The 23183-nt window shown below is 73.1% G+C and carries 28 protein-coding genes; 14 read left to right on the forward strand and 14 right to left on the reverse strand.

The genetic code is table 11. The features are described from left to right. Positions 1-7: 7 nt before the first annotated feature. Together crcB and ACIBF7_RS08935 are read right to left on the reverse strand one after the other, a co-directional pair. Complete coding sequence (crcB, locus tag ACIBF7_RS08930; RefSeq protein ID WP_148031935.1) at positions 8-367, reverse strand: fluoride efflux transporter CrcB; 360 nt, start codon at positions 365-367, stop codon at positions 8-10. Further along, the gene (locus tag ACIBF7_RS08935) at positions 364-759 is read right to left on the reverse strand and encodes a fluoride efflux transporter FluC (protein ID WP_378525110.1); all 396 of its coding nucleotides are present in this window, start codon (positions 757-759) and stop codon (positions 364-366) included. Before ACIBF7_RS08935 ends, crcB begins: the two co-directional genes overlap by 4 nt. A 75-nt stretch (positions 760-834) precedes the next feature. Here ACIBF7_RS08935 and ACIBF7_RS08940 point away from each other — a divergent pair, with 75 nt between their 5' ends. Next, the gene (locus ACIBF7_RS08940; RefSeq protein WP_271279829.1) at positions 835-1551 is read left to right on the forward strand and encodes an HNH endonuclease family protein; all 717 of its coding nucleotides are present in this window, start codon (positions 835-837) and stop codon (positions 1549-1551) included. Positions 1552-1560: 9 nt separating this feature from the next. Here the strand turns inward: ACIBF7_RS08940 and ACIBF7_RS08945 are convergent, their stop codons facing one another. Continuing rightward, complete coding sequence (locus ACIBF7_RS08945) at positions 1561-2388, reverse strand: GDSL-type esterase/lipase family protein (RefSeq protein ID WP_397196811.1); 828 nt, start codon at positions 2386-2388, stop codon at positions 1561-1563. A gap of 160 nt (positions 2389-2548) precedes the next feature. Here ACIBF7_RS08945 and ACIBF7_RS08950 point away from each other — a divergent pair, with 160 nt between their 5' ends. After that, positions 2549-3778, forward strand: a complete 1230-nt coding sequence (locus ACIBF7_RS08950; protein WP_271279827.1) for an isochorismate synthase MenF — start codon at positions 2549-2551, stop codon at positions 3776-3778. Positions 3779-3787: 9 nt separating this feature from the next. On the opposite strand, the gene ACIBF7_RS08955 is transcribed toward ACIBF7_RS08950, so the two are convergent. Continuing rightward, positions 3788-4402 carry an IMPACT family protein gene (locus ACIBF7_RS08955; RefSeq protein WP_397196812.1) on the reverse strand — a complete coding sequence of 205 codons (615 nt, stop codon included), beginning with the start codon at positions 4400-4402 and terminating at the stop codon, positions 3788-3790. Positions 4403-4485: 83 nt separating this feature from the next. Between ACIBF7_RS08955 and ACIBF7_RS08960 the strand changes: the two genes are divergently transcribed. Further along, complete coding sequence (locus ACIBF7_RS08960) at positions 4486-5616, forward strand: epoxide hydrolase family protein (RefSeq protein ID WP_397196813.1); 1131 nt, start codon at positions 4486-4488, stop codon at positions 5614-5616. Between the two features lie 3 nt (positions 5617-5619). Here the strand turns inward: ACIBF7_RS08960 and ACIBF7_RS08965 are convergent, their stop codons facing one another. Genes ACIBF7_RS08965 through ACIBF7_RS08975 form a run of 3 tightly spaced genes read right to left on the reverse strand, consistent with a single transcriptional unit; the run spans position 5620 to position 8383 of the window. Further along, positions 5620-6375 carry an ATP-binding cassette domain-containing protein gene (locus ACIBF7_RS08965; protein WP_397196814.1) on the reverse strand — a complete coding sequence of 252 codons (756 nt, stop codon included), beginning with the start codon at positions 6373-6375 and terminating at the stop codon, positions 5620-5622. Next, the gene (locus ACIBF7_RS08970; RefSeq protein WP_397196815.1) at positions 6372-7412 is read right to left on the reverse strand and encodes an ABC transporter permease; all 1041 of its coding nucleotides are present in this window, start codon (positions 7410-7412) and stop codon (positions 6372-6374) included. The genes ACIBF7_RS08965 and ACIBF7_RS08970 overlap by 4 nt, the downstream gene beginning before the upstream one ends. Next, positions 7409-8383, reverse strand: coding sequence for a sugar ABC transporter substrate-binding protein (locus ACIBF7_RS08975; RefSeq protein ID WP_397196816.1), 975 nt, complete (start codon positions 8381-8383; stop codon positions 7409-7411). The genes ACIBF7_RS08970 and ACIBF7_RS08975 overlap by 4 nt, the downstream gene beginning before the upstream one ends. Positions 8384-8500: 117 nt before the next feature. On the opposite strand from ACIBF7_RS08975, the gene ACIBF7_RS08980 reads away from it, so the two are divergent. After that, positions 8501-9142, forward strand: coding sequence for a TetR/AcrR family transcriptional regulator (locus ACIBF7_RS08980; protein WP_261808587.1), 642 nt, complete (start codon positions 8501-8503; stop codon positions 9140-9142). Between the two features lie 12 nt (positions 9143-9154). Here ACIBF7_RS08980 and ACIBF7_RS08985 read toward each other — a convergent pair whose 3' ends face one another. Together ACIBF7_RS08985 and ACIBF7_RS08990 are read right to left on the reverse strand one after the other, a co-directional pair. Then, positions 9155-9970 (reverse strand): CoA ester lyase, encoded by an 816-nt coding sequence (locus ACIBF7_RS08985; RefSeq protein ID WP_148031944.1) that lies wholly within the window; start codon positions 9968-9970, stop codon positions 9155-9157. Further along, complete coding sequence (locus ACIBF7_RS08990) at positions 9967-11154, reverse strand: CaiB/BaiF CoA transferase family protein (protein WP_397196817.1); 1188 nt, start codon at positions 11152-11154, stop codon at positions 9967-9969. Before ACIBF7_RS08990 ends, ACIBF7_RS08985 begins: the two co-directional genes overlap by 4 nt. Before the next feature lie 61 nt (positions 11155-11215). Between ACIBF7_RS08990 and ACIBF7_RS08995 the strand changes: the two genes are divergently transcribed. After that, on the forward strand, positions 11216-11866 hold the full coding sequence (locus ACIBF7_RS08995) for a GntR family transcriptional regulator (RefSeq protein ID WP_397196818.1): 651 nt from the start codon (positions 11216-11218) through the stop codon (positions 11864-11866). Between the two features lie 13 nt (positions 11867-11879). Continuing rightward, positions 11880-12569 carry an HAD family hydrolase gene (locus tag ACIBF7_RS09000; protein ID WP_397196819.1) on the forward strand — a complete coding sequence of 230 codons (690 nt, stop codon included), beginning with the start codon at positions 11880-11882 and terminating at the stop codon, positions 12567-12569. A gap of 9 nt (positions 12570-12578) precedes the next feature. On the opposite strand, the gene ACIBF7_RS09005 is transcribed toward ACIBF7_RS09000, so the two are convergent. Continuing rightward, entirely contained in the window at positions 12579-13358 is a 780-nt protein-coding gene (locus ACIBF7_RS09005; protein ID WP_397196820.1) for an inositol monophosphatase family protein, read from the reverse strand. 128 nt (positions 13359-13486) lie between these two features. On the opposite strand from ACIBF7_RS09005, the gene ACIBF7_RS09010 reads away from it, so the two are divergent. Further along, entirely contained in the window at positions 13487-14227 is a 741-nt protein-coding gene (locus ACIBF7_RS09010) for a GntR family transcriptional regulator (RefSeq protein ID WP_397196821.1), read from the forward strand. 218 nt (positions 14228-14445) lie between these two features. Continuing rightward, entirely contained in the window at positions 14446-14778 is a 333-nt protein-coding gene (locus ACIBF7_RS09015; RefSeq protein WP_187281190.1) for an STAS domain-containing protein, read from the forward strand. A gap of 10 nt (positions 14779-14788) precedes the next feature. Here ACIBF7_RS09015 and menD read toward each other — a convergent pair whose 3' ends face one another. After that, positions 14789-16447 carry a 2-succinyl-5-enolpyruvyl-6-hydroxy-3-cyclohexene-1-carboxylic-acid synthase gene (gene menD, locus ACIBF7_RS09020; RefSeq protein ID WP_148031950.1) on the reverse strand — a complete coding sequence of 553 codons (1659 nt, stop codon included), beginning with the start codon at positions 16445-16447 and terminating at the stop codon, positions 14789-14791. Beyond that, a complete protein-coding gene (locus ACIBF7_RS09025; protein WP_397197252.1) occupies positions 16444-17337 on the reverse strand; it encodes an o-succinylbenzoate synthase in 894 nt (297 codons plus the stop codon). Before ACIBF7_RS09025 ends, menD begins: the two co-directional genes overlap by 4 nt. Positions 17338-17418: 81 nt before the next feature. Between ACIBF7_RS09025 and ACIBF7_RS09030 the strand changes: the two genes are divergently transcribed. From ACIBF7_RS09030 to ACIBF7_RS09040, 3 genes are all read left to right on the forward strand, one after another. After that, positions 17419-18564: an AMP-binding protein gene (locus ACIBF7_RS09030; RefSeq protein ID WP_397196822.1), complete on the forward strand. Its 1146-nt coding sequence runs from the start codon at positions 17419-17421 to the stop codon at positions 18562-18564. 43 nt (positions 18565-18607) lie between these two features. Continuing rightward, a complete protein-coding gene (locus ACIBF7_RS09035; protein WP_148031953.1) occupies positions 18608-18901 on the forward strand; it encodes a hypothetical protein in 294 nt (97 codons plus the stop codon). Positions 18902-19080: 179 nt separating this feature from the next. Further along, on the forward strand, positions 19081-20403 hold the full coding sequence (locus ACIBF7_RS09040; RefSeq protein WP_148031954.1) for an RNA polymerase sigma factor: 1323 nt from the start codon (positions 19081-19083) through the stop codon (positions 20401-20403). A 148-nt stretch (positions 20404-20551) separates the two neighbouring features. Here ACIBF7_RS09040 and ACIBF7_RS09045 read toward each other — a convergent pair whose 3' ends face one another. Continuing rightward, entirely contained in the window at positions 20552-20950 is a 399-nt protein-coding gene (locus ACIBF7_RS09045; RefSeq protein ID WP_148031955.1) for a hypothetical protein, read from the reverse strand. A 114-nt stretch (positions 20951-21064) separates the two neighbouring features. On the opposite strand from ACIBF7_RS09045, the gene ACIBF7_RS09050 reads away from it, so the two are divergent. Both ACIBF7_RS09050 and ACIBF7_RS09055 read left to right on the forward strand, forming a co-directional pair. Next, positions 21065-21634: a TetR/AcrR family transcriptional regulator C-terminal domain-containing protein gene (locus ACIBF7_RS09050; protein ID WP_148031956.1), complete on the forward strand. Its 570-nt coding sequence runs from the start codon at positions 21065-21067 to the stop codon at positions 21632-21634. Positions 21635-21844: 210 nt separating this feature from the next. After that, positions 21845-22042 carry a DUF5999 family protein gene (locus ACIBF7_RS09055; protein WP_148031957.1) on the forward strand — a complete coding sequence of 66 codons (198 nt, stop codon included), beginning with the start codon at positions 21845-21847 and terminating at the stop codon, positions 22040-22042. A gap of 16 nt (positions 22043-22058) precedes the next feature. Here ACIBF7_RS09055 and ACIBF7_RS09060 read toward each other — a convergent pair whose 3' ends face one another. Beyond that, positions 22059-22652, reverse strand: a complete 594-nt coding sequence (locus ACIBF7_RS09060; protein WP_219544410.1) for an alpha/beta family hydrolase — start codon at positions 22650-22652, stop codon at positions 22059-22061. Between the two features lie 83 nt (positions 22653-22735). Here ACIBF7_RS09060 and ACIBF7_RS09065 point away from each other — a divergent pair, with 83 nt between their 5' ends. Continuing rightward, a complete protein-coding gene (locus tag ACIBF7_RS09065) occupies positions 22736-23083 on the forward strand; it encodes a hypothetical protein (protein ID WP_148031959.1) in 348 nt (115 codons plus the stop codon). The last annotated feature ends 100 nt before the right edge of the window (positions 23084-23183 follow it).

The raw sequence follows: 23183 nt of genomic DNA on the forward strand, positions 1-23183 counted from the left end.
GCGCCGCTCAGCCCAGGGTGCGGGCGAGCAGCACGCCGCCCGCCGCCGCCGCCAGCCCCAGGGCCACGCTCGCCACCGCGTTGGCCACCGCGTGCCGCCCCGCACCCCGCTCGGCCAGCCGCACGGTCTCGTAGCCCAGCGTCGAGTACGTGGTCAGCGCCCCGCAGAACCCGGTGCCCAGCAGCGCCGTCCAGCCGGGACCCACCGGCAGCGCCGCCAGGAACCCCAGCAGCGCCGACCCGGCCACGTTGACCAGCAAGGTCCCCCAGGGGAACATCGAGCCCTGCCTCGCCCGTACCGCCTGATCGACCGCGTAGCGCAGCGGCGCGCCCACGGCGGCGCCGAGCACCACCAGCAGAGCCGTCATCGCCGCACCAGCGCCCGCGTGATCCTCATGCCCGCCCAGGTCGCCGCCACGGCGGCCACCATCGTCCCCGCCAGATAGGCCGCCGCCACCGCCGTCGTCCCGGCCGCCAGCAGGCCGTGCGCCTGCACCGCATACGTGGAGAACGTGGTGAACCCGCCCAGCACCCCGGTCCCGAGGAACGGCCGCGCCAGCCGATGCGCGACCCGCCCCTCCGAGACCACCACCATGAGCACCCCGATCAGCGCGCACCCGGCCAGATTCACCCCGAACGTCGCCCACGGGAACCCGCCCGGCGCCGGGGGCAGCAGCTCTTCGACGGCGAGGCGCGCCAGCGCCCCGGTCGCGCCGCCCGCCGCGATCGCAGCGACATACTCCTTGCCCAACGGCCTCACACTCCTCACCGTGTCGGAACGCGCCGGCGTGGGAACCTCTCCAGAGAAGTCCGACGCAGCACCACGGAGCCCTGTTTGAGTCTCAAGGACGCCGTCGCCATCTTCGCCGGAGCGGTCATCGTCGTCGCCCTCGCCAACAGCACCGACACCACGGCCCCCGCCACCGCGGCCAGCCCGCTCGGCAACACCAGCGGAACTCTACCCGGCCTCGCGCCCATCACCTCCCGCCAGGACAAGGACCGCGCCCGCGCCATCATCGCCAGGCTGAAGGTCAAGGGCCGCGGCCCCAGCACCGGCTACCACCGCGGACGCTACGGCGAGAACTGGGCCGACACCGCCACCGGCGTGCCCTACGCGCGCAACGGCTGCCGCACCCGCGACGACCTGCTGGCCCGAGACGGCCGCAACGTCCGCTACCGCGAGGGGTCCACCTGCGAGGTGATCGCCATGGACCTGGACGACCCGTACACCGGCCAGCGCATCGGCTGGTCCAAGAGGGACGCGGGCGCGGTCCAGGTCGACCACGTGGTGCCGCTCGCCTACGCCTGGCGGATGGGCGCCTCGCGGTGGGCCGGGGGCAAGCGCGTCGACTTCGCCAACGACCCGCTCAACCTGCTGCCGGTCAAGGGCGCCGCCAACGAGCAGAAGGACGCCTCAGGACCGGCGAGCTGGCTGCCGCCGCAGCGCCGCGTGCGCTGCGCGTACGTGACGCGCTTCGCCCAGGTGGCCGTCAAGTATGCCGTGCCCGTCACCCGCGCCGACAAGAAGGCGATGCTCGCCCAGTGCCGTTGAAGGGGCCGTTCAGCGGGGGTCGGCCCAGGTGAAGCCGTTGCCGAAGGTGAGCTCCGCCAGCACCTTCTGGCCGGCGACGTTGGGGTGGAAGTAGTCCCACCGGCTCACCTGCTTGAGCGTGAACGGGTAGGAGAACACCGCGCCCCGGTCGGTGCGGCACCACAGGCGCGCGGCGCACACCTCGGCGGCCTCCCGGTTGTAGTCGATGACCCGTTCGCGCACGTGGGTCCGCCGCAGCACGTCGGCCTTCGCGGTGGAGGTGGGCCTGGCCAGCATCGACGGGCAGATCCGCCCGACCCGCCACACCCCGCGCGCCACGGCCTGGTCCTTGGCCACCCGCCACAGCCGGTGCACGTCGGGGATGCTCGCGACCAGCACCCGCACCCCCGGCACGCCCGCCCGCAGCTCGTTGAGCGCCTGCTCCAGCCGCTGACGGTAGACCGCCACCGGCGTCATCTGCCGCTCCGAGGCGGTGCACGCGTCCTGCGCCCCGATCAGCACGGTCACGTAGTCGGCCCGCGCCGCCACCGCCTTGCGCACCTGCCCGAGCAGGTCGGCGCTGGTGGAGCCGGGCACCGCGTAGTTCTTCGGCGCGAGACCCGGGCCGAGCGCCGCCAGCCGCCCGTAGTGGCTGTCCACGGCGGCGTTCCGGCCGGACGACCAGGACCGGGACCGGCATGAGATGAAGAACCCGCAACTGTTGTAACCGGACGAGATCGAGTCGCCGAGCGCCGCCATCACCCGCGGCACGGGCTCCCCGGGCGTCGTCGCACGAGCCACACCCGACGCCGCCAGCACCCCCGCCACCGCCAGCACCGGCACCACCTTGATGATCATGCACTCACGGTAGGCAGATGATCACCACGCGTCCATCACCTGGGGGTCACGCCTGCCATGTCAGGACCAACTCGCTATCGGCGCTTGACGAAGGGACCGTAACCGGCCGTTCACGGGGGTCCAAGTCGAACACGTTCAGTTCCCGCATAGAGTGTCTCAAGTGAGTGTCGCGCTCGGAACAACCCGCCCGCTACCGGTTCGCACGACCCCTGTACGCGACCCCGGTAACCTGATCGTCAGCCTGCCCATGACGGCGCCCTACGCGTGGATCAGGCACGGCGAAGGGCTCGTCGGCTGGGGTGAGGCGGCGCGCGCCGACGTCCCGCCGGGTCCCGGCCGGTTCGCCTGGGCGCGCGAGTGGCTGGCGACCGTCTTCGACGGCGCGCTCGTCGACGACTCGGTGCGCTCCCCCGGCAGCGGCCCGGTCGCGTTCGGCACCTTCACCTTCGACGAGAACTCTCCCGGCTCCACCCTGGTCGTCCCCCAGGCGGTGCTGGCCCGCAAGGACGGGCGGGCCTGGCTGACCACGATCGGCGACCAGCACCTGGAGACGTTCACCCCGCTCGCCGACCCGGGCCGGATCAGCTACGGCGACGGCAGCCTCACCGCCCCCGAGTGGGAGCACGTGGTGGCCCGCGCCGCCCGCCGCATCCGCCAGGGCGAGCTGGAGAAGGTCGTGCTCGCCCGCGACCTGCTGGCCACCGCCGAGCAGCCGATCGACATCCGGCTCCTGCTGCTGCGCCTGGCCCGCCGCTACCCCGAGTGCTACGCGTTCTCGGTGGCCGGGCTGGTCGGCGCCACCCCCGAGCTGCTGATCCGGCGCACCGGCCAGGAGATCGAGTCCCTGGTGCTGGCCGGCACCACGCCGCGCGGCACCGGCCCGGCCGACGACCTGGCCCGCGGCGAGGCGCTGCTCGCCTCCGCCAAGGACCGCCACGAGCACGAATGCGCGATCTCCTCGGTCCGCCAGGCGCTCGCTCCGCTCTGCTCCTCGCTGCGCACGCCCGACGAGCCGGAGCTGCTCGTGCTGCCCAACGTGCAACACCTGGCCAGCCACGTGACGGGCCGGCTGGCCGACGGCGCTTCCGTGCTGGACGTGGTGGCCGCCATGCACCCGACGGCGGCCGTCGGCGGCACCCCGACGGCCACGGCCATCGAGGTCATCCGCGAGCTGGAGGGCATGGACCGGGCCGGTTACGCGGGCCCTGTCGGCTGGATCGACGCCCACGGCGACGGCGAGTGGGGCATCGCGCTGCGCTCCGGCATCGTCGAGGGCCGCCGCGCCCGCCTGTTCGCCGGCGGCGGCATCATGGGCGACTCCGACCCGGCGGCCGAGCTGGCCGAGGCCCAGGCGAAGTTCCGCGTCATGCAGTACGCCCTCGAAGGCTGACCGGGCCGCTCAGCCCGGCAGGTGCACCGGCTCGCCGGGCGTCACGCGCGCCCGCCCCGCCGTCAGCGTCGCCAGCCAGTCGGTGAACCCCGCCACCTCGTCCTCGCCCACGGCCACCGCGAACTCCACCGCCTGCCCGTAGGTCACCTCGCGCACCGGATGACGTGAGGCCCGCAGGTCGTTCTCCACCCGACCCGCCTGGTCGTGCGCCACCGACACCAGCATCAGCCTGGCCGGCACCATCCGCACCGGATCGGCCCGGTCGAGCGTCTCGGTCACCGCCGACCCGTACGCGCGCACCAGCCCGCCAGCGCCGAGCAGCGTGCCGCCGAAATAGCGCGTGACCACCGCGACCACGCGGTCGAACCCGCGTCCCACCAGCGCCTGCACCATCGGCGTGCCGGCCGTGCCGCCGGGCTCGCCGTCGTCGTCTCCCTTGCGCTCCTGCCCGACCACGTACGCCGTGCAGTTGTGGGTGGCCGACGGATGCAGCCGCCGCCGCTCGGCGATGAACTCCGCCGCCCGCGCCGTCGTCCCGGCCGGGGCGATCGCGCAGACGAAGCGCGAGCGCCTGGCCTCGGTCTCGTGCTCGATGGGGCTTTTCAGGGTGAGGTACGAGGACACGCCTCCCAGGCTAGGGCCCGCGGTTGCCATCCTTGAACCGTATGATGTACGGTACAGCGTACTGAATGACTGGAGGCTCACGCTTGACCGACATCCGCCCGTACCGTCTGGAAACCCCGCAGGCCGACCTCGACGACCTGCACGCCCGCCTCGACCGGGTGCGCTGGCCCGACGAGGTGCCCGGGCAGGGCTGGCGCCTCGGCGTCCCGCTCGCCCACCTGAAGGACCTCGTCACCCGCTGGCGCCACCACGACTGGGCGGCCGCCTGCGCGGAGCTCAACCGCCACGACCAGTTCGTCACCGAGATCGACGGCCAGCGGATCCACTTCCTCCACGTGCGAAGCGCCGACCCCGACGCGCTCCCGCTGCTCGTCACCCACGGCTGGCCCAGCTCACCGTTCGAGTACCTCGACGTCATCGAGCCGCTCAGCCGCGACTTCCACCTCGTCATCCCGTCCCTGCCCGGCTACGGCCTGTCCGGGCCCACCACCGAGCTGGGCTGGGGCTCCACCCGCGTCGCCCGCGCCTGGCTGGAGCTCATGACCCGCCTCGGCTACGAGCGCTTCGGCGTCCAGGGCGGCGACTGGGGCACCTGGATCTCCCGCGAGACCGGCGTCCTGGCCCCCGAACGGGTCGTCGGCATGCACGGCAACGGCATCATCTGCTTCCCGATCGGCGCCCCCGGCGAGCTGGACGACCTCACCGCCGCCGAGCGGGAGCGGCTCGCCTTCCGCGAGCGCTACATGAGCGAGCAGTACGGTTACAAGCTCATCCAGTCGGCCAGGCCGCAGACCTTCGCCTACGGCATGGCCGACTCCCCCGTCGCCCTGCTCGCCTGGTTCGCCGGCGTCTACCACGAGTGGAGCGACGGCGGGATCGACCCCGGCCACCTGCTCACCACCACGACGCTCTACTGGCTGACCAACACCGCCGGCTCGGCCGCCCGCTCGTTCGTCGAGACGCCCGACACCGAGCAGGACACCTCCGTGGAGTGGGAGCTCAAGCCGGCCACCGTGCCGACCTCCGTCTCCGTCTTCCCGAAGGACATCCTGCGGCCGATCCGCCGCTTCGCCGAGCGCGACAACGCCATCGTCGGCTGGGTCGAGCACGACCGCGGCGGCACCTTCGCCGCCCTGGAGCGGCCGGACGCGTTCGTGGCCGACGTGCGGGAGTTCTTCGCCACGTTGCGCCGGCCGGGCGCCTTTACGATGTAGATTTCAGTCGCGTTCGAGTTCGTGGGCCAGTTCCTTCAGCTCCGCCTCCCCGGCCATCAGCGAGGTCAGCTTCTCCCTGGTGATGTCCGCCTTGGCGAACTCCCCCAGGCTCGTGCCCCGGTTGAGCAGGAGGAACCGGTCCCCCACGGGGTAGGCGTGGTGCGGGTTGTGGGTGATGAACACCACCCCCAGCCCGCGGTCGCGGGCCCTGGCGATGTAGCGCAGCACCACCCCGGCCTGCTTCACGCCGAGCGCGGAGGTCGGCTCGTCGAGGATGAGCACGCGCGCGCCGAAGTACACCGCGCGCGCGATCGCCACCGACTGCCGCTCGCCGCCGGACAGGGTGCCGACCGGCTGGTCCACGTCCCGGACGTCGATCCCCATCGCCCGCAGCTCGTCCCGCGCCACCCGCCTGGCCCTGGCCACGTCGAAGCCCAGGCCCTTGCGGGGCTCGGAGCCGAGGAAGAAGTTCCGCCACACCGACATCAGCGGGATCATCGCCAGGTCCTGGTAGACGGTGGCGATGCCGCGGTCGAGCGCGTCGCGGGGGCTGCCGAACCGGGTCTCGGCGCCGTCCACCAGCAGCGACCCGGCGTCGTGCTGGTGGACCCCGGCGAGGATCTTGATGAGCGTGGACTTGCCGGCGCCGTTGTCGCCGAGCACGCAGGTGACGTGGCCGGCCTCCACCGACATCGACACCTCGCGCAGCGCCAGCACCGAGCCGAACGACTTGCCGATGCCCTTCGTCTGGAGGATCAATGCTTCACCTCCTCGGCGTAGCGGCGGACCAGGCGGTTGGCGAGCGTGGCGAGCAGCAGCATCGCGCCCAGGAAGAACATGAACCAGTCGGCGTCCCAGCCCAGGAAGACGATGCCCTTGTCCGCCATGCCGAAGATCACGGCCCCTATCGCCGCCCCGATCGCGGACCCGTACCCGCCCGTGAGCAGGCAGCCGCCGATCACCGCCGCGATGATGTAGATGAACTCCTGCCCGATGCCGACGTTGGCCTGCACGGACGTGTAGCGCAGCGCCAGGATCGAGCCGACCAGCCAGGCCGCGAACGCCGTCGTCATGAACAGCGCGATCTTCGTACGGGCGGCCGGCACCCCGACCGCGCGGGCGGCCTGCTCGCCACCACCCACCGCGAAGATCCAGTTGCCCTGCCGGGAGCGCATGAGCACCCAGGTGGCGACCGCGGTGACCAGCAGCCACCACAGGATCGCCACCCGGAACGAGGCGCCGCCGATCTGGATCGTGCCCGCGAAGACCATGTGCGCGCTGTCGAACCCCCAGGCCGTGCGCAGGCCGCTGACCTGCACGGTGCCGGTGAGCGCCTTGGTGACGCCCAGGTTCACGCCCTGCAGCATGAGGAACGTGCCGAGCGTCACGATGAAGCTCGGCAGCCTGGTCCTGGTCACGATCAACCCGTTGAACAGGCCGACGGCGAGCGCCACGACCAGGCCGACGAGCATGGCCGCCCAGACGTTCATGCCGTAGCGGGTGGCGAGCGTGACCAGGATGAGCCCGGTCGTGCCGGTCATCACGCCCGCCGACAGGTCGAACTCGCCGCCGATCATCAGCAGCGCGATCGCCACCGCCATGATGCCGAGCGTGGCCGCCGGGTCCAGCCAGTTGGCGATGCCCGGCAGGGACCGGAACACCTCCGACTGGCCGGCGAAGAACGCGAACACCACGACCGCCCCGACGACCGCGCCCAGCTCGGGCCGGATCAGCAGGCGGCGCAGCAGCCCGACCTCGGCGACGCGCTCGTCCGCGCGGCCCGCGGTGGCCGTCATCGCGTGCCCGCCTCCGCGAGCTTGGCCACCTGCTCGGCGTTCTCCTTGGTGACGAACCCGGGCCCGGTGTTCACCGGCAGGCCGCCGCCGACGGTGTTCAGGTTGTTCTTGTACAGGTGGAGGAAGGTGATCGGGAGGTAGCCCTGCAGGTACTGCTGCTGGTCCACGGCGAACATGATCTCGTCGGCCTGGATGGCGGCGACCACGTCGGCCGACAGGTCGAAGGTGGCGAGCTTGGCCTGCGAGCCCGAGTCCTTGATCGCGTCCCTGGCGGCCACCGCGACGGCCGGGTTGAGCGCGAGCACGCCGTTGACCGCCTGGTCCGACTGGAGCTTGGCGGTGACCTTCGAGGTGACGTCGGCCAGGTTGCTCACGTCCACCTGGAGCCGCTCGACGGTGCCGCCGAGCGTCTCCTCGGCGCCCTTGCAGCGCTGGTCGAGCCCGATGTTGCCGGCCTCGTGGATCACGCACAGCAGCTTGGTCACCCCGGCGCCCTTGAGCTGCTCGCCCGCGCCGCGCCCGGCCACGTCCTCCGACTGGCCGACGTGCGTGACCGCGCCCAACTCCTTGGACGAGTCCGCCCCCGAGTTGATCGTCACCACGGGGATCTTCGCGGCCACCGCCTTGCCCACGGCCTCGCGCAGCGCGTCGGGGTTGGCCATGGACACCACGATGCCGTCCGCCTTGCCGGACACCGCCTGGTCGATGAGCTGTGACTGCTTGGCGGGGTCGCCGTCGCCCTGGTACGTGACGGTCACGCCGTACTCCTGCCCGGCGGCCTCGGCCCCGTTCTTGACCACGTCCCAGAAGGAGTCTCCGGGGGCGCCGTGGGTGATCACCGCGTAGGTGCCGCCACCGCCGGCGGGGAGCGCCGAGCCGGGTTCGTTCTGCGTATTCTGCTCGGCCGGCGCGGAGCAGGCGGTCAGCGCCAGAGCGCTCACCAGGGCCAGCACGACAGGGGTTCGTCTCATGGAACACCTCCAGAGCGTTGGGCTCGCCCCCGGTTCTACCCCAATATCAACTCTATGTATAGACATGCGGACTAACTGAGCTAGAACGGAATTCTACGTTCCGATAAGCTCGGAGGCATGACCACCGCACCCATGAGCGGCCGCAAGGCCCAGGCCGCGAGGAACGACGAGCTGATCCTCGCGGCCGCCCGCGCCGTCTTCACCGCCGACCCCAACGCCCCCATCGCCGCCGTGGCCGAGCGCGCCGGCGTCGGCATCAGCGCTCTCTACCGGCGTTACCCCAGCAAGGAGGCGCTGCTGCAGAAGCTCTGCGGCGACGGGCTCAAGCGGTACATCGAGGTGGCGCAGCGGGCGGTGGACGACGACGAGGGCGACCCGTGGGAGGTGTTCGCGGCGTACCTGCGCGGCATCGTGGACGCCGACAGCAGCTCGCTGACGATCAGGCTCGCGGGGACGTTCCAGCCGACGGAGGAGCTCTTCGCCGACTCGGCGCGGGCCTCCCGGCTGGCGGTGGAGGCGCACCGGCGGGCCGTCGAGGCCGGGGTGCTCCGGCCCGACGTGACGCCCGCCGACATCGCGCTCCTGTTCGAGCAGCTCGCCTCGGTCAAGCTCGGCGACGAGCGGCGCACCGCCGAGCTCCGCCACCGCTACCTGGCGCTCGTCATCGACTCGCTCCGTCTCCCCCCGGCCCGCCGCGCGCTCCCCGGCCCCGCCCCCGACGACGAGGAGCTCGGACGACGCTGGATCCCCGACTCCTGACGTCCCGGGCCGTCAGGAGTCGGCGAGCTGGGTGGAGAGGATTAGGGTCCGGCGGGCGCGGGCCACGATCGGCGCGTCGACGAAGCGGCCGTCCGGCAGGGCGAAAGCGCCCGCGCCCGCGGCGTCGGCCGCCTGCACGATCTCGGCGGCCCGCGCCGTCTCCTCCGGCGTCGGCCGGAAGGCGGCCCTGATCACCGGGATCTGCCGCGGGTGGATGGCCGTACGCCCGAACATGCCGAGCGCCCGCCCCTCCGCGCACGACGCGGCCAGCCCGGCCTCGTCCCGTACGTCCGGATAGACCGCCATGGGCACCGGCGGCAACCCCGCCGCGGCGGCGGCCAGCACCGCCCGCAGCCGGAGGTGGTCCAGCGCCGGCCCGCCCGTGATGGCCAGCTCGGCCGCCAGGTCCTGCTCGCCGAGCGCGATGCCGTCGACGCACGGGTGGGCGGCGACGGCCCGCGCCTCCAGGATCCCGGCCGCCGACTCCAGCAGCGCGTACGCCCGCACGCCCAGCCGCTCCACCAGGTCGAGCGCGGTCGCCGACTCCACCTTGGGCAGCCGCACGGCGTCGGCCGACCGGCCCAGCTCGTCCAGGTCGTCCAGCCCGCGCTGGGTGGTCAGGTCGTTGACCCGCACGTGCACCGGCGGCCCTCCAGGAGGGCGGGAGCGCAGGTAGCCGGCCGCGTTCGCGCGGGCCTCGTCCTTGCGGGCGGGCGCGACCGCGTCCTCCAGGTCGATGATGACCACGTCGGCGCCGGAGTCGGCCGCCTTGGCGAACCGCTCGGGCCGGTCGCCCGGCACGTACAGCCAGGTGACGGGGATCCTCACGCGATCACCCCGGCCTCGCGCAGCCGGGCGATCTCCCCGGCCGGGTACGCGAGCTCGCCGAGCACGGCGTCGGTGTCGCGCCCGAGACCGCGGCCCGGCCAGCGCACCTCGCCCGGCGTGGCGGACAGCCGGAACAGCACGTTCTGCACGGTGACCGCGCCCAGCTCCTCGTCGGGCACCTCGACGAACGTGTCCAGGGCCGCGTACTGCGGGTCCTCGGCGATGTCGGCGACGTCGTAGACGGGCGCGACCGCGGCCTGCGCCTCCTCGAAGCGGGCGACGACCTCGGCGGCGTCGCGGGCGGCGATCCAGGAGGCGACGGCCTCGTCCAGCTCCTCGACGTGCGCGACGCGCCCGGCGCCGCTGGCGAACCAGGGCTGCTCGACCAGGTCAGGCCGCCCGACCAGGGTCATCACCCGCTCGGCGATCGGCTGGGCGCTGGTGGAGATGGCCAGCCAGCGGCCGTCGCGGGTGCGGTAGGTGTTGCGCGGCGCGTTGCTGGAGGACCGGTTGCCGGTGCGCCTCGGCACCACGCCGAGCGCCTTGTAGGCGGTCATCTGCGGGCCGAGCAGGGCGAGGATGGGCTCGATGATGGCCAGGTCGACGACCTGGCCGCGCCCGGTGTGCTCACGGGCACGCAACGCCACCATGATCGCGTACGCCATGGCGAGGCCCGCGATGCCGTCGGCGAGCGCGAGCGGCGGCAGCGTCGGCGGCCCGTCGGGCTCCCCGGTCATCGCCGCGAACCCGCTCATGGCCTCGGCCAGGGTGCCGAACCCGGGCCGCGCGGCCATCGGCCCGAACTGCCCGAACCCGGTCATCCGCGCCACGATCAGCCGGGGGTTGCGCTCCAGCAGCACCTCGGGCCCGAGCCCCCACCGCTCCAGCGTGCCGGGCCTGAAGTTCTCCACGAGCACGTCGCAGCCGTCGGCGAGGCGGCGCAGGATCTCCTGCCCCTCGGCCCGCGACAGGTCGACGGCGGCGGCGCGCTTGTTGCGCGAGAGCGTCTTCCACCACAGCCCCACCCCGTCGGCCGCGGCCCCGTGACCGCGCGCCGGGTCGCCGCGCCTCGGATGCTCGATCTTGATCACGTCGGCGCCGAAGTCGCCCAGCATCATCGCGGCGGTGGGCCCGGCGAACAGCGTGGCGGCGTCGATGACCCGCAGTCCCGCGAGGCTAGTCATGGGTATGTAACTTATAAGAAATATGTCATAGGTCAACCGGGATTCAAGAGACACTTGGTCCATGACCGCCGACCATCGGCCGCCAATGAGCAAGGCCGACTACGTCTACAGCGTGCTGCTGGAGGAGATCCGCACCGCCCGCATCCCCGGCGGCACCGCGCTGCGCGCCGGCGCGGTCGCCCGCCGGCTCGGCGTCTCCGTCACTCCGGTACGGGAGGCGCTGCGCAGGCTGGAGAAGGACCGCCTGATCAGCTACGAGGCGCACCACGGCGCGACGGTGGTCGAGCTGGGCGACGACGCTCTGGAGGAGTTCTACGGGCTGCGCGCGGTGGTCGAGGGCCTGGGCGCGCGGCTGGCGGCGGCCCGGATCACCGCGGGCGAGCTGGCCTCGCTGCGTGATCTGCACGCGTCGATGGCCCGTGACGCGGAGGCGGGCCGCCACGACCGGCTGGGCGAGCGGAGCAGGGACTTCCACCTGCGCATCACCGACATCGGCGGCCCGGCGTTCCTCGGCCAGCAGGCCAGGGCGGTGCGCAACAGCTTCCCCGTCCCGGCCGCCGCCTCCCAGTGGCTCGACCCCGGACAGGCGCGGCGGCACCTCGACGCGCACGCCGGCGTGCTGGCGGCGCTGGAGCGGGGCGACGGCGAGGCGGCCGAGCGCGTCATGGCCGGCCATGTCCGCGAGGCCGGCGAGTACCGCAGGAAACGCTGACAGGATGGGAAACGTGATCAACGGCATTCTGTTCGACCTGGACGGCACCCTCCTCGACCACCGCACCGCGGCCGACACGGCGATCGGCGCCTGGGTGGCGGAGCGGGCTCCCGGCCACCCCCGGCTCGGCGACGCGCCCGCGCTCTGGGCGGCGCTGGAGGAGCCCCACCTGGCGGCCTGGCACGCGGGCGAGTGCTCCTGGCAGGAGCAGCGGCGCCGCCGCGTCCGGGCGCTCTGCGCCGAGCTCGCCATCGAGGTGCCCGCCGACCTCGACGCGGCCTTCGCCGGGTTCGCCGAGCACTACCGGCGCGGCTGGGTGGCCTTCCCCGACGCGGCGGGCACGCTGGCGGCGCTCGGCGGGTTCCGGCTCGGAGTGCTGACCAACGGCGCCCAGGAGATCCAGGAGGAGAAGGTGCGCGCGATCGGCCTGGACGGGGTGGCCGGCCCGGTGCTGACGGGCGAGGTGCTGGGCGGCTGCTACAAGCCGGCGGCGGCCTGCTACACGGCGGCCGCCGCCGCGCTCGGGCTGCCGCCCGAGGAGGTCCTGCTGGTCGGCGACGACATCGCCAAGGACGTGACGGGGCCGGCGGTCACGGGCATGCGCTCGGTCTGGCTCGACCGCCTCGGCGTCTCCCCGCCCCCGGACGGCTTCCCCCGCATCACGACCCTGGCCGACCTCCCGCCCCTGGTGAACGCTCCCTGACGCCAGCGCCTACCGCTTCTCCACGGCCACCTCCGCGAGGGCGGACGACGCGAGGTCGAAGCCGCCCACGTGCGCGAGGTAGTCGCCGGGGGCGAGGGGGTCGCCCAGGTAGACGCCGCCGGCCCGGTGGACCAGGAGGGCGCCCGCCGCCACGTCCCACGGCTGGGCGCGGGTGCCGTAGACCGCGTCCGCCCAGCCCGCGGCGACGTGCGCCAGGTTGAGCGCGGCGCTGCCGGGCCTGCGCACGGCCGCGAAGGCGTCCACCAGCCGCCCGTAGCGGCGCAGCCCCTCCTCGCCGTCGACCTCAAGGTCCAGCGGCGACGGGTAGCTGCACAGCAGCATCGCCTCGCGGTCGCGCGCCGCGCCCGCGCTGCGGATCGGCGCCCCGTTGCACCAGGCGCCATCGGTCGTGGCGGTGAACTCGTCCTCGCGTACGGGGTCGTACACCACTCCGGCCACCAGCTCGCCCCCGACGGCGGCGGCGATCGACACGCAGAAGAACGGCAGGCCGGCCGCGAAGTTGGCGGTGCCGTCGATGGGGTCGACATACCAGACCAGCTCGCCGGAGCCGGTCGTGCCGCCCTCCTCCCCCACGATCGCGCTGCCGGGGAAACGGCCCTCGATCACGCCCCGGATGGTCTCCTCGGCCGCCTTGTCGTGCTCGGTCACCGGGTCGTGGAAGTCGCGCTTCACGGCCACCTCGGGCCTCGAACGGAACGCCTCGCGCAGCCGCGGCCCCACGGCCCTGGCGGCCTCGGCGGCGGTCTCCAGCAGTGTGGTCGGGTCCATGATCCCCCCAAGAGAAGCAGTCATCACCGACAACCATGGCAGGTCGGGCTCACCCGGCCTGAACCGCCCTCGCACTCCAGGGAAGAGATATTTGTCAGGACATTCTTACCTCGGATAACCTGATCAGCATGACCGCGAACCTGGCGATCGACCTGGATCGATCCAGCCCCGTGCCGCTCTACTTCCAGGTGGCCGAGCAGATCGCCGAGGCCATCCGGCGGGGTGACCTGGCCCCCGGCTCCCGGCTGGACAACGAGATCCTGCTGGCCGACAAGCTCGGCCTGTCGCGGCCCACGATCCGCCAGGCGATCCAGTATCTCGTGGACAAAGGTCTTCTGGTACGCAAGCGCGGCGTCGGCACCCAGGTGGTACACGGCCAGGTCAAGCGGTCGGTGGAGCTGACCAGCCTCTACGACGACCTGCGCCGCTCCGGTCAGGAGCCGGCCACCCAGGTGCTGCGGCTGGAGCCCCGCCTGGTCGAGGAGGAGGTCGCCGGCATCCTCGGCGTCGAGCCGGCCACCGAGGTGCTCTACCTGGAGCGGCTGCGGTTCGCCGCCGGTGAGCCGCTGGCGCTGCTGCACAACTGGCTCCCGATCGGGCTGGCCCCGCTGACCCCGGACGGCCTGGAGAGCCGGGGCCTGTACGAGCTGCTGCGCGGGGCGGGCGTGCGGATGCGGGTGGCCAACCAGCGCATCGGCGCGCGGGCGGCCAGCCAGGCCGAGGCGCGGCTGCTCGCGGAGCGGCGCGGCGCCCCGCTGCTGACCATGGTCCGCACCACCTACGACGACCAGGGCCGCGCCGTCGAGCACGGCTCCCACGTCTACCGCGCCTCCCACTATTCGCTGGAGGTCACGCTCATAGAGCGCTGACCTCGTACGGTTTCGGGATCTATGCCGATTACCCTCAGGGAATCGGGTTCTTCCGGCGAAACACGCCGACCCCCCGCTAGCATCCAGCGTGACAGCGTACGGCGACGCACATGCGCCGTCCGGCCCGCAGCCCGCCGGCCCCTCACACCGGCGAGTCCCCCGGGACGGCGGCGGGACCCCCCTGGCGTCGCGCGACGACGTTCACCGCGAGGGGTCCCATGCACGCATTCCACCTGACGACGAGCGTGCGCGACGACGTCGTGACCGTATCGGTCGGCGGGGAGCTGGACATCGCCTCCAGGGAGCTGCTCCGCGCCCACGTGCTGGAGCTGCTGGACACGATCGCGCGCCCCGCGGAGATCGTCCTGGACCTGGGCGGGCTGGCCTTCATCGACGCGGCGGGCCTGGGCGTGCTCGTCGCCGTCCAGCGGCGCGCACGCCAGTGCGAGGCCGGGCTCACGCTGACGGGCGTGTCGCCCAGGACGTCCGGGCTCATGCGCGTCACCGGTCTGGACGAGCTCTTCGGCACCGCCGGCGCGGAGCGGAACTGACGGCGCGCGCTCAGGCGAGCGCGGCGCGCACCGCCTCCTGCGCGGCGTCCTTCAGCCGCGCGTGGACGAGCGCGTTCGACTCGCGGTCCGTGCGCACCTCCACCACCCGCGGCCCCTCCCCCCGCAGCGCCTTCGGCAGCTCGGAGACGTCCTCCACGAGGGTGTGAGGGGTGCGGGTCGCGGCCGTGACGTAGCCGAGGTCCACCCCGTGCGGGGTGCCGAAGACGCGCTCGAACGGGTCGCGCACGGCAGCCTGCGGCAGCATCGAGAAGATGCCTCCCCCGTCGTTGTTGACCACCACCAGGCACAGGTCCGGGCGCGGCTCGCGGGGGCCGAGCACCAGGCCGTTCTGGTCGTGCAGAAACGACAGGTCGCCGATGAGGCCGTAGGAGGGCCCGTTGTGGCCGAGCGCCGCCCCCATCGCCGTCGACACCAGCCCGTCGATGCCGGACGCGCCCCGGCTGGCCATCACCCTGATGCCGCGCCGCGGCCGCATCGCCTGGTCCAGGTCGCGGATCGGCATCGACGACCCGCAGAACAGCAGCGCCCCGTTCGGCAGCGCGTCGACCAGGTCGCGGGCCAGCCTCGGCTCGCTCAGCCCGGAGGAGTCGAGCACCTCGTCCATCGCCGCCCTGGCCGCCTGGTCGGCCCGCCGCCAGGCGTGCAGCCAGGCGTCGTCGCCGGAGGCCACCGGGATCTCCACCGCCTGGGCCACCTGGGTGGCCGAGCGGGTCGGGTCGGGCCAGCGGTCGAGGTCGGGGGCGACCACGATGTGCTCCGGGGCGCGCGTCAGCCACGACAGCAGCGGGCGCGACAGGCCCGGCCTGCCCAGCGTGACCACCACGTCCGGCGGGTGGGCGTCGGCGAACTCCGGCATGCCGAGCAGGAAGTGGTAGGTGGACACGGCGTGGTCGCCGTAGCGGCCGCCGCCCTGCGGCTCCGACAGCACCGGCCAGCCGGCCATCCCCGCCGCGGCGACGTACCGGCGCACGTTGGGCGCGCCGTCGCCGACCACCAGGACCCCGCGCCTGGTCGGCGGGAGGTGCAGGGCGACCGGCGGCGGCGCGACGCGGACCCGCACCCACGGGCCGTTCGCGTCGCCGCCGAGCGGCTCGCACCAGGAGGTGTCGCCGTCGGGCAGCAGCGGCTCCCTGAACGGCAGGTTGAGGTGGACCGGGCCGGGGTCGCCGGGGCCGAGCGCGCGCTGGTAGGCGCGGCAGGCCAGCGACCGCCAGTAGGCCACCTGGCCGGGCCGGTCCTCGGGCACGCCCAGCTCGGCGAACCAGCGCGTGGCGGTGCCGTACAGCTTGAGCTGGTCGATCGTCTGGTTGGCGCCGGTGCCGCGCAGCTCCGGCGGCCGGTCGGCGGTCAGCACGAGCAGCGGCACGCCGGACTCGGCGGCCTCGATCACCGCCGGGTGGAAGTTGGCCGCGGCCGTGCCCGACGAGCAGATCACCGCCACCGGCCGGTCGGTCCGCTTGGCCAGGCCGAGCGCCAGGAAGGACGCCGACCGCTCGTCGACGCGGACGTGCAGGCGCAGCCTCGACTCGGCGTGCGCGGCCAGCGCCAGCGGCGCCGACCGGGAGCCCGGCGCGATCACGACGTCGGTGAGGCCGCAGCGCACCAGCTCGTCGACCAGGACCGTGGCCAGCGCGGTGGCGGGGTTCACAGTGACGCCTCCTGCATCCGCCGCAGCCACGGCGGAGAATCGATCTCGAATGCCGACAGCCGCCCGGGGTCCACGTCCGGACGGCGCGCGGTGAGCACGCCGCCCTCCGGGACCAGCGAGTCGGCCACCACGTCGCCCTCCAGCAGGGACATCGTGCCGAGCCCGCACGCGTACGGCAGCTCGGGCAGCGCGGCGGCCAGCGCCAGGCCGGCGGCCAGCCCCACGGACGTCTCCACGGCGCTCGACACGACGGCGGGCAGCCCGCACGCCTCCACCACGCGCAGCGCCGCACGCACCCCGCCCAGCGGCTGGACCTTCACCACCGCGATGTCGGCCGCCCCCGCCGCCCTGACCCGGAGCGGGTCCTCGGCGCGGCGGATGGACTCGTCGGCCGCGATCGGCACGTCGCAGGCCCGCCGCACGGCGGCGAGCTCGTCCAGGGTGGCGCAGGGCTGCTCGGCGTACTCCAGGTCGAACCGGTTCAGCTCCTTGAGCCGGCGCACCGCCTGGGAGACGTCCCAGGCGGCGTTGACGTCCACGCGGAGCCTGCCGGACGGGCCGAGCGCGTCGCGCACCGCCTCCACCCTGGCCAGGTCGTCGGCGAAGCGCTGGCCCGGCTCTGCCACCTTGACCTTGGCCGTGCCGCATCCGGAGCGCCGCACCATCGCGTGCGCCTGCTCGGGGCCGACGGCGGGCACGGTGGTGTTGACCGGGACCGTGTCGCGCACCGGCTCGGGCCAGCCCTCGAACGCGGCCTCGCGCGCGCAGGCCAGCCAGCGGGCGCACTCGCGCGGCCCGTACTCGGGGAACGGCGAGAACTCGCCCCATCCGGCGGGCCCTCGCAACAGGACCCCTTCCCTGACGGTCTGACCACGGAACCTGGTGCGCATCGGAATCCGGAACACCACGGGGGAACGCGTCACGACCCTCCCTGCCGCCTTGCCCGTTCTGACGTCACTAACCTTACGAGCATGTGGAGAAACCCGTCGCATCCGGACCGTCCGCTGAACGCGGTCGTGCGGCCCGCAGGCCCCGAGCTGTACGCGGCGGTCCGCGACGCGCTGTCAGGCGAGGGCCCCGCGGTGCTGCCGCTCACCCCCGGGCAGGCCGGCGCCGCCATCGCCGCGCTGCGGCCCACGCACGTCGACGGCGAGCCGCGCGACGGCGGGCACGGGGTGCCGCCTGACGTGGCGGTGGTCATCGCGACCAGCGGCAGCACGGGCGCGCCCAAGGGCGTCATGCTGTCGGCGACGGCGCTGCGCGCCTCGGCGGCGTCCTCCCTGCGGCGGCTGGGGGCGGCCAAGGGCGAGCGGTGGCTGTGCTGCCTGCCCGCTTCGCACGTGTCGGGGCTGCAGGTGCTGGTGCGTTCGCTGCTCGCCGGGAGCGAGCCGATCATGCACGAGCGCTTCGACCCGCGGGCCGTGCTCGGCGCGGGCGCCGACCACGTGTCGCTGGTGCCCACCCAGCTGCACAGGCTGGTCGAGCTGGGAGCCGACCTGTCCGGGTTCCGCACCATCCTGCTGGGGGGCGCGGCGCCGCGTCCCGGCCTGCTCGACGAGGCCCGCGACCTCGGCGCCTCGATCGTGACCACGTACGGGATGAGCGAGACGAGCGGCGGCTGCGTGTACGACGACCGCCCCCTTTACAATGTAGATCTGAAGATCGGCGAGGACGGGCGCATCCTGGTGTCGGGGCCCGTGCTGTTCTCCGGCTACCGCTCCGGCGAGCCCGGCCCGTTCGACGGCGGCTGGTTCGTCACCTCCGACCTGGGCGAGCTGTCCGGCGGCCGGCTGCGGGTGCTGGGCCGGGCCGACGACGTCATCAACACCGGCGGCGAGAAGGTGGTGGCGGGCGCCGTGGCCACCGTGCTGGGCGGCCATCCCGCGATCGCGGACGTGGCCGTGATCGGCAGGCCGGATCCCGAGTGGGGCGAGGTGGTCGTGGCCGCCGTGGTGCCCGCCGACCCTGTGAATCCGCCCACACTCGAGCAGTTGCGCGCCTATTGCGACGACCGGCTGCCGCCGTACGCCGCGCCGCGCGACCTGCGCGTGTTGCCCCGGCTTCCGCTGCTGCCCAACGGCAAACCTGATCTGTTGCGGCTGAAGTCCGGAACCTGATGAAGTGCGGATGCGTCATAGTGGGGAGAAGGAGGGAGCCTTGATGAACCAGTCCCGCAAGACGTGGGCGTCCGCGGCAGTGGTGGGCGTCGTCGTCGCCGGCGGCGTCTGGGTCGCGGCGGCCGCCTCGGCGGGCAGGCTCGACCAGGTCAGGCAGTCGACCCGGGCCGTCGTCGAGCAGGTCAGCCCGCCCCCTTCCGAGCCGACCGACATCGTGGTGTCCACCGGGGTCAACCCCGACCCGGAGGACGTCCTCCAATACTGGACCGACGAGCGCCTGGAAGACGCCCAGCCGATGCCCATGCCGGAGGTCGGGGAGTTCGAGATCGGCGAATAGCGCGATCAGGACCCGCGAGGGCGCGCCGCCGGCCGGGCGGCCCGCCCTTTTTCGCGTCACGGGAACAAATCGCGCCGCATGGCGTTATTGATACTGGTGAGTAGAGCGGCCGGAGCCGGGGCCGCGCCACCACACCCGCCTACATTTCGCTTCCACTCCGTTATGGAGGAGGTGTCCTCATGCCCCGAACCGCTGTGGCCCCAGCCGCCACCCTCGAGCAACTGATTGACCGAGGGCGAGCCCAGGGCCGCCTCTCTCTCGCGGAGCTGCGCGACGCTTTCGCCCAGGCCGGCATCACCCCGGCCGAGGGCCGCTCGATCTTGCGCGAGCTCACCGAGTCAGGGGTGAACCTGGCCGCCGAGAACGAGCCGGCCACCCCGAAGAAGGCCGCAGGACGGCCTGCGAACAAGCCTGAGGCCAAGCGCTCCACCAGGAAGGCTTCGCGCTCAAAGACTACCGACTCCAAGGCCCCGGAGGCAAAGGCCGCCGAGGTGAAGACGGAGATCGACGCGGAGGGTCCCGACGACGCCGCGCTGGAGCCGGAGGAGGCCGAGCTGGAGACCGAGGCGCTCGACCTCGACGACCACCAGTCCGCCATGGGCGACTCGGTGCACACCTACCTGAAGTCCATCGGCCGCCGCACCCTGCTCACCGCCGCCGAGGAGGTCGACCTGGCCCGCCGGATCGAGGCCGGCCTGTACGCGGAGCACAAGCTGGAGAGCGAGCCGGACCTGTCCCCCGAGGACCGCGAGGAGCTGCTCCTCGTGGCGGAGGACGGCAAGGCGGCCAAGGACCACATGCTGGAGGCCAACCTCCGGCTGGTGGTCTCGGTGGCCAAGAAGTACACCGACCGCGGCATGTCGCTGCTGGACGTCGTCCAGGAGGGCAACCTCGGCCTGATCAGGGCCGTGGAGAAGTTCGACTACACCAAGGGCTTCAAGTTCTCCACCTACGCCATGTGGTGGATCCGCCAGGCGATCCAGCGCGGCTTCGCCGACTCGGCCCGCACCATCCGGCTGCCGGTGCACGTGCTGGAGATGCTCTCCAAGCTGTCGCGCGTCGAGCGTGAGATGCACCAGCGGATGGGCCGCGAGCCCACGCCGGAGGAGCTGGCGGTGGAGCTGGACAGGACGCCCGACCAGATCGAGGAGCTGATGCGGACCAGCCGCCAGCCGATCTCGCTCAACGCGACGATCGGCGAGGACGGCGAGACCACGATCGGCGACCTGATCGAGGACGTCGACTCGCCGGAGGCGTCGGAGATCGTCGACCGGCAGCTCCTCGGCGCCCAGCTACGGGGCGTGCTGCAGAACCTGTCGCCGCGCGAGGCGAAGATCATGGCGCTGCGGTTCGGCCTGATCGACGGCAAGCCGCACACACTGGACGAGATCGGCAAGCACCTCGGGCTCACCCGGGAGCGGATCCGGCAGCTGGAGAAGGAGTCGCTGTCGAAGCTGCGCCACCCGAGCAACACCCGCCCGCTGCTCGACTGGGCCAGCTGACCAGGGCCACCGCCCGGGCCCGGCCGGGATGAACCCCGCCTGACCGTACCCGGGCCGGCTGACCCGGCGAACGCGACGAGCCCCGGCCTGCGCCGGGGCTCGTCTGCGTCTTGGCGGCCGGGCCGGGCTCACCGCCCGGTGAGGCCGGTCACCTGGCGGAGGGCACGGGACGGGGCACGCGCGGGATGCCCCACATCCTGTTTTCCTCGCGGAGCGTGCGCAGCCGCTCCACCTCCATGGTCCACATGGCGCCCTTGGGCGTCGCCTTGGCCTTGCGCCGGGCGATGCGGTCGTCGTAGGACTTGACCCCGAACGCCGCCCGCTGCCCCGCCTCGGCCGCGCGCAGCGCCTCGGTCAGCTCCTTGTCGAGCGCCCGGCCCGCGGCCCGCAGCTCGATCTCGTCGGCGTCGGCGGCGCGCAGGTCACGCAGCACCTGCTCCGCCTCCCTGGCCCTGCCGAGCAGCTCGGGGTAGCGCTTGGAGATCTCCAGATCCGCGTGGTAGCGGACCTCGGCCTCGCGGCTCACCCGCGGACGGAAAAACGCCATCGACTCTGCCCTTCACGCTGTCGTTCTTATCAGCGACCAGGGTACGCGCTCCGCGCCCCCGCCCCGTAACCGGTCCGGCGCGGCACTCCGGCGCAGCCTCCTTTACATAGTAAGATGATCACCATGCCCGCCAAGCGACCACCGGTCCCCCTGTCCCGCGAGCGCATCATCGAGGCCGCCCTGCACATCGCCGACAGCCAGGGCCTGCGCAGGCTCACCATGCGCAGGCTCGGCGACGCCCTCCAGGTCGAGGCCATGGCCATCTACCACCACCTGCCGCGCGGCAAGGAGGCGCTGATGGACGCCCTGGCCGAACACGTCACCGCCGTCCACGTCGAGCAGGCGGCGACCTGGCAGGAGACCGCCAGGGCGTGGTGCAGGGCCAGCCGGGAGATGCTGCGCGAGCATCCCGGCGTGCTGGCGCTGGCGCTCACCAAGCCGCCCAAGGGCGCCACCGTCATCGCCATCGGGGAGCAGATCGAGCAGCTCGCCGACGGCGGCCTGCCCGGCGCCGAGGAGGCCGTGCGCACACTGCGGGCCTTCGTCTTCGGCAGCGTCGCGGTCGAGGTGCAGCGCTCGGGCTGGGCCGACCCCGAGGTGGACGAGTGGGTGCGGCGCGACCGCGACGCCGACGCCGACTTCGAACGCGGGCTCGACGCGTTGCTCCGGGGGCTCCAAACCTAGTGTGCGTGTCATGCTTGGCCCGTTATCCTGCATAAGGCACGCTGTGTCGGAGGTCACACTCCAGGGGATCCTCCCTTAACAGTCCAAACGGGCTATGTCGGAACGTGTGACGCACATCGCACACTTGCTGCACACTTACTGGAAAGAGAAACCCGAGCCGCTCCCGACTCCTTGATCGGGGGCCATCCACGAGATATCGGAGGCACGCCGATGTGCCCGCACGACCCGGTCTGTCCGTCTGCCGACGCGCCTGACCGCGAAGCCGCCCGCACCCTGGCCTGCCACCCCGAGCAGGGGTGGAGTCTGCTGTGCAACGGGGTCGTCCTGTTCGAGGACACCGGTGAGCTGCTGCCCGGCGGCACCGCGATCGCTCCGCACCGCCCCGACCCGCTGGTCGGGGCAGCCTGAGCGCACCGCCGACCGGTTACCCGAGATAACGGGTCAGCCAGTCGGCGACCACCTCGCCCACCCGGGCGGGTTCCTTCTTCAGGTCGTGCCCCTCTCCCGGGAGCACCACGAGCCGCGTCGCGTCCGCCGCGTCGGGCACGCCGAACGGGTCCCTGTCACCGTTCACCACCAGCACATCGACTCCGGCGCCGCGCAGCTCGTCCGCCCTGGAACGGTCCGGCTTACCGGGCGGGTGCAGCGGGAACGCCAGGGCCACCACCGCCACCGCCCCGGCCGCCCGCGCGGTCCGGCAGGCGACCCGCGCCCCGTTGCTCCGGCCGCCCTGCACGAGCGGCAGCCCGGGCCACCGGCCGCGCAGCTCGGCCAGCACGGCCAGCCACGCCTCGTCCTGCCGCTCGGCCGATCCGGGCGCCCGCGCCCCCGCCATCCTGAACGCCTGCGTCACCCTGGCCACGGTCACGCCCATGCCGAGGGCCGCCTCGCGGACCGCCAGCAGGTCGGGCGCGTCGACTCCCCCGGCCGACCCGTGCGTCAGCACCAGCAGCAGCCGGCCGCGCTCCTCCTCGTCGACGTCGACCCGCGCCGGCCCCCGGGGAGTCATGATCTCCATGGCAGCACCGTACCTGGGGAGGAGCTCAACATAGCTCCCAGGTCTGATGACGGCGCGCCTCCGGACAGGGCAGGATGTCCTCTATGCAACCGGAGAGGGATGTCCGCGACGAACTGCGGGCGACGATCGACGCCCGCCGCGACCTCGGCCCCGACTACGAGCCCGCTCTTGTCGACTCCCTGGCCGACCGGCTCGACGCGACGATAGCGGCCCGGGTCGAAGCCGAGCTCAAGCGGCGCGGCAAGGAGACCAAGCGCAAGAACGACAGCTCCCGCTCCATGGTGCCGATCGCGCTGGGCTCGATGGGCATCGGCGTCCCGCTGACGGCCATCGCCGCCAGCCAGGCGGGCACCGTGGGGCTGATCGTCGCCTGGCTGTCCATCGTCCTGATCAACATCGCCGCCGCCGGCGCCCTGATGCGCCGCCCCTGACGGCCACCCCCGTCCCCCTCTCCCCCAGACGCGACCCCGGAACTACGGCGAGCCGAGCGGGCCGAAGGCACGCCTTGCGGCGCCCGGCCCATGGGGGTTC

The sequence above is a fragment of the Nonomuraea sp. NPDC050478 genome, assembly GCF_044458265.1.
GTDB classification, from domain to species: Bacteria; Actinomycetota; Actinomycetes; order Streptosporangiales; family Streptosporangiaceae; genus Nonomuraea; species Nonomuraea ferruginea.

What these genes read in the sequence shown, in the direction of transcription:
- crcB (WP_148031935.1), bottom strand. Translation starts at nt 367, where the DNA reads ATGACGGCTCTGCTGGTGGTGCTCGGCGCCGCCGTGGGCGCGCCGCTG.
- ACIBF7_RS08945 (WP_397196811.1), bottom strand. Translation starts at nt 2,388, where the DNA reads ATGATCATCAAGGTGGTGCCGGTGCTGGCGGTGGCGGGGGTGCTGGCG.
- ACIBF7_RS08970 (WP_397196815.1), bottom strand. Translation starts at nt 7,412, where the DNA reads ATGACGGCCACCGCGGGCCGCGCGGACGAGCGCGTCGCCGAGGTCGGG.
- ACIBF7_RS08975 (WP_397196816.1), bottom strand. Translation starts at nt 8,383, where the DNA reads ATGAGACGAACCCCTGTCGTGCTGGCCCTGGTGAGCGCTCTGGCGCTG.
- ACIBF7_RS08980 (WP_261808587.1), top strand. Translation starts at nt 8,501, where the DNA reads ATGACCACCGCACCCATGAGCGGCCGCAAGGCCCAGGCCGCGAGGAAC.
- ACIBF7_RS08990 (WP_397196817.1), bottom strand. Translation starts at nt 11,154, where the DNA reads ATGACTAGCCTCGCGGGACTGCGGGTCATCGACGCCGCCACGCTGTTC.
- ACIBF7_RS08995 (WP_397196818.1), top strand. Translation starts at nt 11,216, where the DNA reads ATGACCGCCGACCATCGGCCGCCAATGAGCAAGGCCGACTACGTCTAC.
- ACIBF7_RS09005 (WP_397196820.1), bottom strand. Translation starts at nt 13,358, where the DNA reads ATGGACCCGACCACACTGCTGGAGACCGCCGCCGAGGCCGCCAGGGCC.
- ACIBF7_RS09010 (WP_397196821.1), top strand. Translation starts at nt 13,487, where the DNA reads ATGACCGCGAACCTGGCGATCGACCTGGATCGATCCAGCCCCGTGCCG.
- ACIBF7_RS09015 (WP_187281190.1), top strand. Translation starts at nt 14,446, where the DNA reads ATGCACGCATTCCACCTGACGACGAGCGTGCGCGACGACGTCGTGACC.
- ACIBF7_RS09025 (WP_397197252.1), bottom strand. Translation starts at nt 17,337, where the DNA reads ATGCGCACCAGGTTCCGTGGTCAGACCGTCAGGGAAGGGGTCCTGTTG.
- ACIBF7_RS09030 (WP_397196822.1), top strand. Translation starts at nt 17,419, where the DNA reads ATGTGGAGAAACCCGTCGCATCCGGACCGTCCGCTGAACGCGGTCGTG.
- ACIBF7_RS09035 (WP_148031953.1), top strand. Translation starts at nt 18,608, where the DNA reads ATGAACCAGTCCCGCAAGACGTGGGCGTCCGCGGCAGTGGTGGGCGTC.
- ACIBF7_RS09040 (WP_148031954.1), top strand. Translation starts at nt 19,081, where the DNA reads ATGCCCCGAACCGCTGTGGCCCCAGCCGCCACCCTCGAGCAACTGATT.
- ACIBF7_RS09045 (WP_148031955.1), bottom strand. Translation starts at nt 20,950, where the DNA reads ATGGCGTTTTTCCGTCCGCGGGTGAGCCGCGAGGCCGAGGTCCGCTAC.
- ACIBF7_RS09050 (WP_148031956.1), top strand. Translation starts at nt 21,065, where the DNA reads ATGATCACCATGCCCGCCAAGCGACCACCGGTCCCCCTGTCCCGCGAG.
- ACIBF7_RS09055 (WP_148031957.1), top strand. Translation starts at nt 21,845, where the DNA reads ATGTGCCCGCACGACCCGGTCTGTCCGTCTGCCGACGCGCCTGACCGC.
- ACIBF7_RS09060 (WP_219544410.1), bottom strand. Translation starts at nt 22,652, where the DNA reads ATGGAGATCATGACTCCCCGGGGGCCGGCGCGGGTCGACGTCGACGAG.
- ACIBF7_RS09065 (WP_148031959.1), top strand. Translation starts at nt 22,736, where the DNA reads ATGCAACCGGAGAGGGATGTCCGCGACGAACTGCGGGCGACGATCGAC.